General features: G+C 68.1%; 6 protein-coding genes and 1 pseudogene. 2 read left to right on the forward strand and 5 right to left on the reverse strand.

The annotated features are described in order from the left end of the window. Positions 1-90: 90 nt before the first annotated feature. Positions 91-675: a terpene synthase family protein gene (locus ACZ4A5_RS31455; RefSeq protein ID WP_467591762.1), complete on the reverse strand. Its 585-nt coding sequence runs from the start codon at positions 673-675 to the stop codon at positions 91-93. Between the two features lie 512 nt (positions 676-1,187). Then, positions 1,188-1,607, reverse strand: a complete 420-nt coding sequence (locus ACZ4A5_RS31460; protein ID WP_467591765.1) for a hypothetical protein — start codon at positions 1,605-1,607, stop codon at positions 1,188-1,190. 221 nt (positions 1,608-1,828) lie between these two features. Between ACZ4A5_RS31460 and ACZ4A5_RS31465 the strand changes: the two genes are divergently transcribed. Both ACZ4A5_RS31465 and ACZ4A5_RS31470 read left to right on the forward strand, forming a co-directional pair. Beyond that, positions 1,829-1,960: a hypothetical protein gene (locus ACZ4A5_RS31465; protein WP_467591767.1), complete on the forward strand. Its 132-nt coding sequence runs from the start codon at positions 1,829-1,831 to the stop codon at positions 1,958-1,960. Continuing rightward, positions 1,957-3,132: a methyltransferase domain-containing protein gene (locus ACZ4A5_RS31470; RefSeq protein WP_467591770.1), complete on the forward strand. Its 1,176-nt coding sequence runs from the start codon at positions 1,957-1,959 to the stop codon at positions 3,130-3,132. Before ACZ4A5_RS31465 ends, ACZ4A5_RS31470 begins: the two co-directional genes overlap by 4 nt. Before the next feature lie 394 nt (positions 3,133-3,526). On the opposite strand, the gene ACZ4A5_RS31475 is transcribed toward ACZ4A5_RS31470, so the two are convergent. The 3 genes and pseudogenes from ACZ4A5_RS31475 to ACZ4A5_RS31485 form a co-directional block, all read right to left on the reverse strand. Then, the gene (locus ACZ4A5_RS31475) at positions 3,527-4,882 is read right to left on the reverse strand and encodes a protoporphyrinogen/coproporphyrinogen oxidase (protein WP_467591773.1); all 1,356 of its coding nucleotides are present in this window, start codon (positions 4,880-4,882) and stop codon (positions 3,527-3,529) included. 11 nt (positions 4,883-4,893) lie between these two features. Continuing rightward, positions 4,894-5,853 carry a terpene synthase family protein gene (locus tag ACZ4A5_RS31480; RefSeq protein WP_467591776.1) on the reverse strand — a complete coding sequence of 320 codons (960 nt, stop codon included), beginning with the start codon at positions 5,851-5,853 and terminating at the stop codon, positions 4,894-4,896. A 253-nt stretch (positions 5,854-6,106) separates the two neighbouring features. Beyond that, positions 6,107-6,366 (reverse strand): annotated as a pseudogene (locus tag ACZ4A5_RS31485) (4-hydroxy-3-methylbut-2-enyl diphosphate reductase); the annotation flags it as partial. Positions 6,367-6,453: the final 87 nt, after the last annotated feature.

Raw genomic sequence — 6,453 nt, forward strand, 5'->3', positions numbered from 1 at the left:
TCCCGGGCTCGTCGGCTCATCAGCCCCTCCAGCACCTGGACACGGCGACCGTAAAACCACAACACATTGCCCTGAAACAGGTGCAAACGCTCAGTCAGAGCATGCCTCGGAGACGTCGATGCAGGGGAGAACGGCGCCGGCGGTGCGGCGCAAGGGTACGTATGCGGTGAAGGGAGGAGGTGTTGCCTCGTTGCGGTGCCGGATCTCCTGCTTGGCGGCTTCCATCGTGTCCAGGAGATGAGTGGTGAACCGCTTTTTCCAGTCGGGGCTGCCGTAGGCGTCCAGTCGCTGGTTGAGGTCCGTAAGAGCACGGATGAGAGGAGTACTTCCCAGTGGGCCGTTGGCGGGCCGACAGGTCAATGCGGCGCGTACGGCATCGGAGACGGCTGCCCACCGCGAGCTGGAGCCATGGTTGCCTTCTTCGAGTTGGTCGTCAGCGAGATACAGCCAGGTGATGAACTCTGCCATGAGTTCGGTTGCGGGCACGGTGGCGGTGGGGGTCGTGTAGGCGCCGAAGTCTCCGTAGCGTGCCTCGCTGAGGGCGCGGGCCGCGGCGTGGCTCCGCGCGAGGCCGAAGGAGTCGGCCCAGCGTCGGGTGTGCGCTTCGACCCTTTCGTACTGCGGGTGCCGACGGGCACGGAATGGCAGGGGAACGGTTCTATTCCGAGTGCTCACGGTGCCTCCTCAGGAAGGCGGCCCGGGTGCCGGGGCGGTCACAGGGCGGGGCGGTGGCTCCGGCCGGTTCCTTTCATTACGACGCAGCACTGGTGCCGAATACAGGGGTGTGACGGGCTCTTCGGTTGCACTCGGGCAACCGGTGGGAGGACATGGAGTGGTGCGGCCTGGCGACCCGCCCCGCATGTTCGAAACACGCCCCCCTGGCTGGTGCAGACCACCGCGGGCAAGGTCGCGCTAAGTACCAAACCGCCCGCTTCCAGCTCGTCCCCGCGCTCCGTAGGACTTCAGGGCCGACCCCCGTGCACCATACGTGTTGCACTAACTACGGCCTCAGAACCGCTTCCGAGCTGCGAAAACTCCAACCGCACGCTCACCGACCCCCGGAGAAGTCGGGGAATTCGTACGTCACACCCTTATCGTACACCCGTTCTATTCATGGTCGTCTTGTCCGCCGCTCCCCGGGGCAGCGGTCTTCGCACTGCCGGATGGCGGGATGGCCCGCACCGCCGTCAGGTCGCGGTGCCGTACGCGGCCTCGTGCATCGCCCGCGCCATGAGGGCGAACTCGCTGTCGTCGGCTGTGGTGATCGCCTTTGCGAGGTTGACGCCGAACCTCCCGACAAGGGCGGAGGAGAACTCCAGCATGGTCCGCTCGCTGTCGGAGCATTTGAGCACCCACGGCTGGGTCACCAGGACCAGGCTGACCGCGTTCCAGTCCATCGACGGGTGGCGGCCTTGGCGGTCGATGAACGAGCAGGGCTGGTCGACGGCCTCGGAAAGCGCCTGGTCCTCCAGGAAGCGACGGAGCCAGTAGCCGTCACGGTGCGCTCCCACGAGGCGGGTAGCGGCGCGCATCTGCTCGTTGCCCACGCCCTGGAGCAGGCTCTCGGCGAGGGCCTCGCCCGTGGTGTCTGGCGCCGTCGCGGTCATCGTTCCTCCGGGTCCTCGGGCAGTGAGCCCAACTCTCCTTGGCGCACCTGTGCGGGCCCTGGCAACACGCCCGGACATCACCCGTGCGCTGGGGCCCGGGCGCGCGTAGCGGCCGTGCGGTCGCCGGGTCCGCAGAGAGGGAGCCCCGGACGTCTTTTCCGAGCTCCGGTCCGCCGCTACCGTGTCCCGTCTCACACCATCAGACGCAGGAGGTGCGTCCAATGGGCAAGCACGACAAGGAAGATGACAGTGGCAAGGGCGGCAGGCTGCCGGGGCAGCCGTGGACGCCGCCGAAGGAGCCGCCGACGACGGACGGCGGTTCCCCCGGTGACGGCGGGAAGCACGGGAAATGACCTGGCGCGGGCTGGTCACGCGCCTCGCCGCGGACGGCGCGCTGACGGCCGGGTGGCAGCCGGTGTTCGAGGCCCTGCCCCGGACCGGGTTCCTGCCCGAGGTGATCTGGCAGCACCACGTGCCGACTGGCGACATCGAGGCAGTGAGCCGCACGAGAGAGCCCCAACGGTGGCAGGCGGCAGCCGAGTCCGACGATCCACTGGTGACACAGTGGGACGACGGCGAGCACCAGGGGCTGGAGCAGGGGCGGGTGGCATCGTCGTCGGCATCCGCCCCTGCCGTCGTCGCCGGCATGCTCGCCGCCCTCGACGTGCGCCCCGGGCAGCGGGTCCTTGAGGTCGGCACGGGCACGGGGTGGAACGCCGGTCTCCTCGCCGCCCGGCTCGGCGCCGCGGCGGTCACCGCGATCGAGGTGGACCGGACCCTCGCCGACACCGCCCGTACGGCCCTGGAGCGGCAGGGCCTCGGGGCGGTCACGGTGGTGTGCGGAGACGGATACCAGGGGCACGCCCCTGGGGGGCCGTACGACCGGATCATCGCCACCTGCGGCGTGCACACCGTCCCGGCCGCCTGGCTGGAGCAGTGCCGCCCGGGTGGACGGATCGTGGTGCCGTGGGGCACCCGCTTCACCCGCACCGAGGCCACCGTCGCGCTCACGGTCGCCGGGGACGGGCGCAGCGCGCACGGCCCGATGACCGCCCTGGTGCAGTTCATGAGCCTGCGCGCCCAGCGCCAGGGCCTTCCCGCGTACGCGGACTACGTGACCCCGGAGTCCCAGGAGGAAGCCGAGCGGGGCACCACCGTGCTCACCCTCGGTGAGACGTTCGCCGGCGAGTGGGCGCTCTCCCGGTTCGTCCTCGGTCTCCTCGTCCCGGATTGCGTGCCCGTCTTCGACGCGCCGCAGGGCGGTCGGCAGCCGGTGTGGCTGTGCAGCCTCGCCGGTGACCGGTCCTGGGCCTGCGTCCTCTTCCGCGACGACGGGGCGCCTTCCACGGTCTACCAGTACGGCGACCGACGGCTGTGGGACGAGACCGAAGCCGCCCACGCCTGGTGGCAGAACCGAGGCCGACCCGGCCTCGGCCGCCTCGGCCTGGCCGTCGACGGCCACGGCCAGCACGTCTGGCTGGACACCCCCGACCACGCCGTGCTGCCGGTCCCCAGCACGGCCTGACCTCGTCCTCCGGGGCGGTGGCGGTCCCGGGGTGAGGTGCCCCCGTCGGCAGCAGCTGGCTCTCCAAGGCCCTCCGCGGGCAGGCCGCTACCCTGAGCCGGCTCCGCGCCGACCGTCAGCTCGAAGAAGCCCTCACCCACGGCCCGGACCCGCTCCATCTCGCCGAGGTGTTCGGCTGCGACGAGAAGACCGCGATCTACTACGCCGCCGCCGCACGCCAGCTCCTCGAAGCCGGGCTCGAATCCGGCCCGGCATGTGATCCCTCTATGGCTCCGACGCCTTCCTGGGCGCCTGACTGAGCACCCTCATCGCCGGGCGTCCGGGGCGGCGGGCACGCTGGGAGCTGCCAGCGGGGACGATCAAGAGAGCCGCTGACACCGCCCGCCGGATCCAGTCAGCGCCGTGACCTGCTCGGCCTCGTCGCGGTCAGGGCTTCCAGGAGGCGATCGGCGGCGCGTTCGCCCTGGACGAGACTGCTGTTGGTGCAGGGGAGTCCGGCGAAGTAGTCTCCGGCCAGTTGGACGCGCGAGGTCCTGCTGAGGCTATGGACGAAGGCGGTCAGAGCCTGGATGTCGCCGGGGCGATTGCTGACGACACAAGTGTTCCACCGCTGGACATGGGAGGTGGCGAGGTGGCCGTCGACGTCAAGCGCCAGCAAACGTGAGGCCCCTTCGATGGCCGTGTCGACGAGGTATTGGTCATCGCGCTCCCAGTGCCTCTCGATCCATGGGGGGCTCCAGTAGGTGCTGAGCAGGTCCTGCCCTGCCGGCAGGCGTCCGGGCCCCTTGTTGTGCTCGACAACGCCACCGATGAGGCTCTTGCTGCCCGGCGCTGTCAGCCACAGTGTCTTGCTGGGCAGGAGTCGGTCGACACCGAGATAGATGACGATGTTGTTCTCGTAGGGCAGTTGCTTGAGGAAATCGCGCTGGCCCGGTGGGAGCTGGCCGTAGAGGGTGGGGACACGGCAGCCGGGGACTGTGATGACAGCGCCGTCAGCGTGTTCGATGTGCTCGGCTTCCCCGGGGCGGTCCCAGGTGACGGTAACGCCTGTGCTGTTCTCCTCCACCGACGTGGCACAGGCCGACAGACGTACGTCGAGCCGGCGGGCGAGGGCGTCGGGCAGGAACTGAACACCGTTCTTCGTACCGAAACAGCACCCCCCGCTGATGATCTGGAAAATGCTGAACATCGTCGCCAGTGAAGCCGTTTCCGCGGGGGCCAGGTAGTAGTCGTTGATTGGGGCGCAGAGGGACTCCATGAGCTGCGGGGTCAGGCGCCGCTTGCCGTAGGCGGCGACGCTCTCTGTGTCGATCTGGTGTGCGGTGGTGCCGTCGGTGAAATCCAGGCCCTTGATCCGGCGTACGTCGCGGATGAGATTGATCAGGGCAAGCTTTGAGCGTAGTGACAGCAGCCGGGTGAAGAGCAGGTCGGTGGCCTTGTCGGTGCGCAGGTAGTGGGGGCCGTTCGGGGTGTAGATTCCCGCCGTCGCGGCGACGGGGTGAATCTGGTCGGTGAGGTCGAGTTCGTCGATGAGCTGCAGCATGCGGTGGTACGTGGCGAACAGAATGGTCGCGGCGATGTCGATGCGGAACCCGTCGCGCTCGATGGTGGTCATCTTTCCGCCGACGTGGTCGGCGCTCTCCAGGACTGTGACCTGGTGGCCTGCCTGCTGAAGGCGGTATCCCGCGGCAAGCCCGGAGATGCCGGCGCCGATGACGATGATGCGCCGGCCTGTATTGCTGACAGTCATGCCTGGCTCCCTTATGTCTGGTACCGGCTGGTGACCTGTGACCACTGGTAGTTGCCGTGCAACCAACAGCGCAGCCCGTACAGGTAGCTGTTGAGCTCCGGACCCGCACTCTTGGCTACGGCTTCCTCCAGCCTCAGGTAGGCGTCCATCTCGGCGTTGTTGATACTGATGGCCTTCTCCACCGCTTGTGCCGTAGCGGCTTCGGTGTTGTCCGTGCGGAGGACCCAGACGAGGTTGACGTCGAACATGCTGCGTTCTTCTTCCACACGGAAGGAGAACAGGTCGTTGGTCCAGGCGACGACGGCGGTCGCGTGGGTGGTGAGCTGGAGAACCTCGGGCCGGCAAAGCTGGTTCTCCTCGATTCGGAATCCGCCGATCGTGTCAATCAAAGAAAGCATCGGAAGGACGCCGGAACTCAGCAGCCGACTGGTGGAGAATTCCTTTGCCGGGATGCCGCAGCCCGACTCGGCCCAGCATGCCTCCAGCAGCGCCCCAAAGAACGCCCGGGTCATCTCTGTGCAGAACCTGCGGGTCTGCAGATCCGTGGCAATCTCGCGGATGGCGCTCAGAATCGAGGCAAAGGCGGTCAGCAGCCGGTCCCTTTCGGGGGAGCTGCCCGGTGCCCAGGCCGCAGAACAAGCCAGCAAGCGCTGATAGATGGCGGTAAGCCTCGCCATCCGGGCGGGGTTGCCGCCTGTTTCCGCGTTGTCCAGCCACTCGTCGTCCAAGACGAACATCCACGCCATGACCTTCCCGGCTACTACGACAGCGTGTTTGGGTCCGTAAGGGAAGGTCCAGGACGCGAGGAGCCCTGGGTTGATGCCTGCCAGTCGGTCCAAGGATGGTCCCTCGGCCAGACCCACACGCTCGGCCCAGGCCTGGACTTCGCGCTCGATCTGCCCGTGTTCTTCGTGAAGCGGGGTTTGGTACGGGTAGTGCAGGACACAAGGCGCGAATGCGTCAGTGGGCATGGGCTCAGCTCCTGTTCGCAGGGCTGTTATGAAGGAGAAAACCGTCACCAGTGACGGCGACCGCACGCCCGGCCGGCCTCGCCGGGGCTGCTTTCCAGCTCTGGTCCGGCCTGGTGTCTCCCATGCGAGCGCTCCGAAGTCCCGAAGGTTCTTGGCACACTGGCCGGTGAAGGCCACACCGGTCATCCCGTGACGAAGTGCCGAGGAAAGCCGCTGTCAGACCCACCGCCGACATCGTCTCGGCGGGCCTCGCGTGGACGATCGGCGCGGCGCCGTGCGTGCCGAGACCATGACGAGGGAGCCCTCGGGCCCTCCGCCGTCTGCTCAACGAGGATCGCCCCCTTTATCCGAGGGGACTTGACGGTGTACTTGCCGTGGACGATCTCGTGCCGGATGGAGACCGGCGCCCCCGTGCAGGCCCAGCGCCACCTCGGCGGCCCGGGTCGCACGTTCGGCACCGGCACAGAATCCGCACGGTGAGACCCGCAGGTGGCGGGAGCGGGGAGTGGTCATCTATGCCTCCGCACCGCGGATTCGGCGAGAGAGTGAAGGGTTGCGGTGGCGGCCTGCCCGAAGGACGCGGACTCCAGCGCGGCCAGG

Source organism: Streptomyces sp. NPDC025618 (assembly GCF_055558795.1).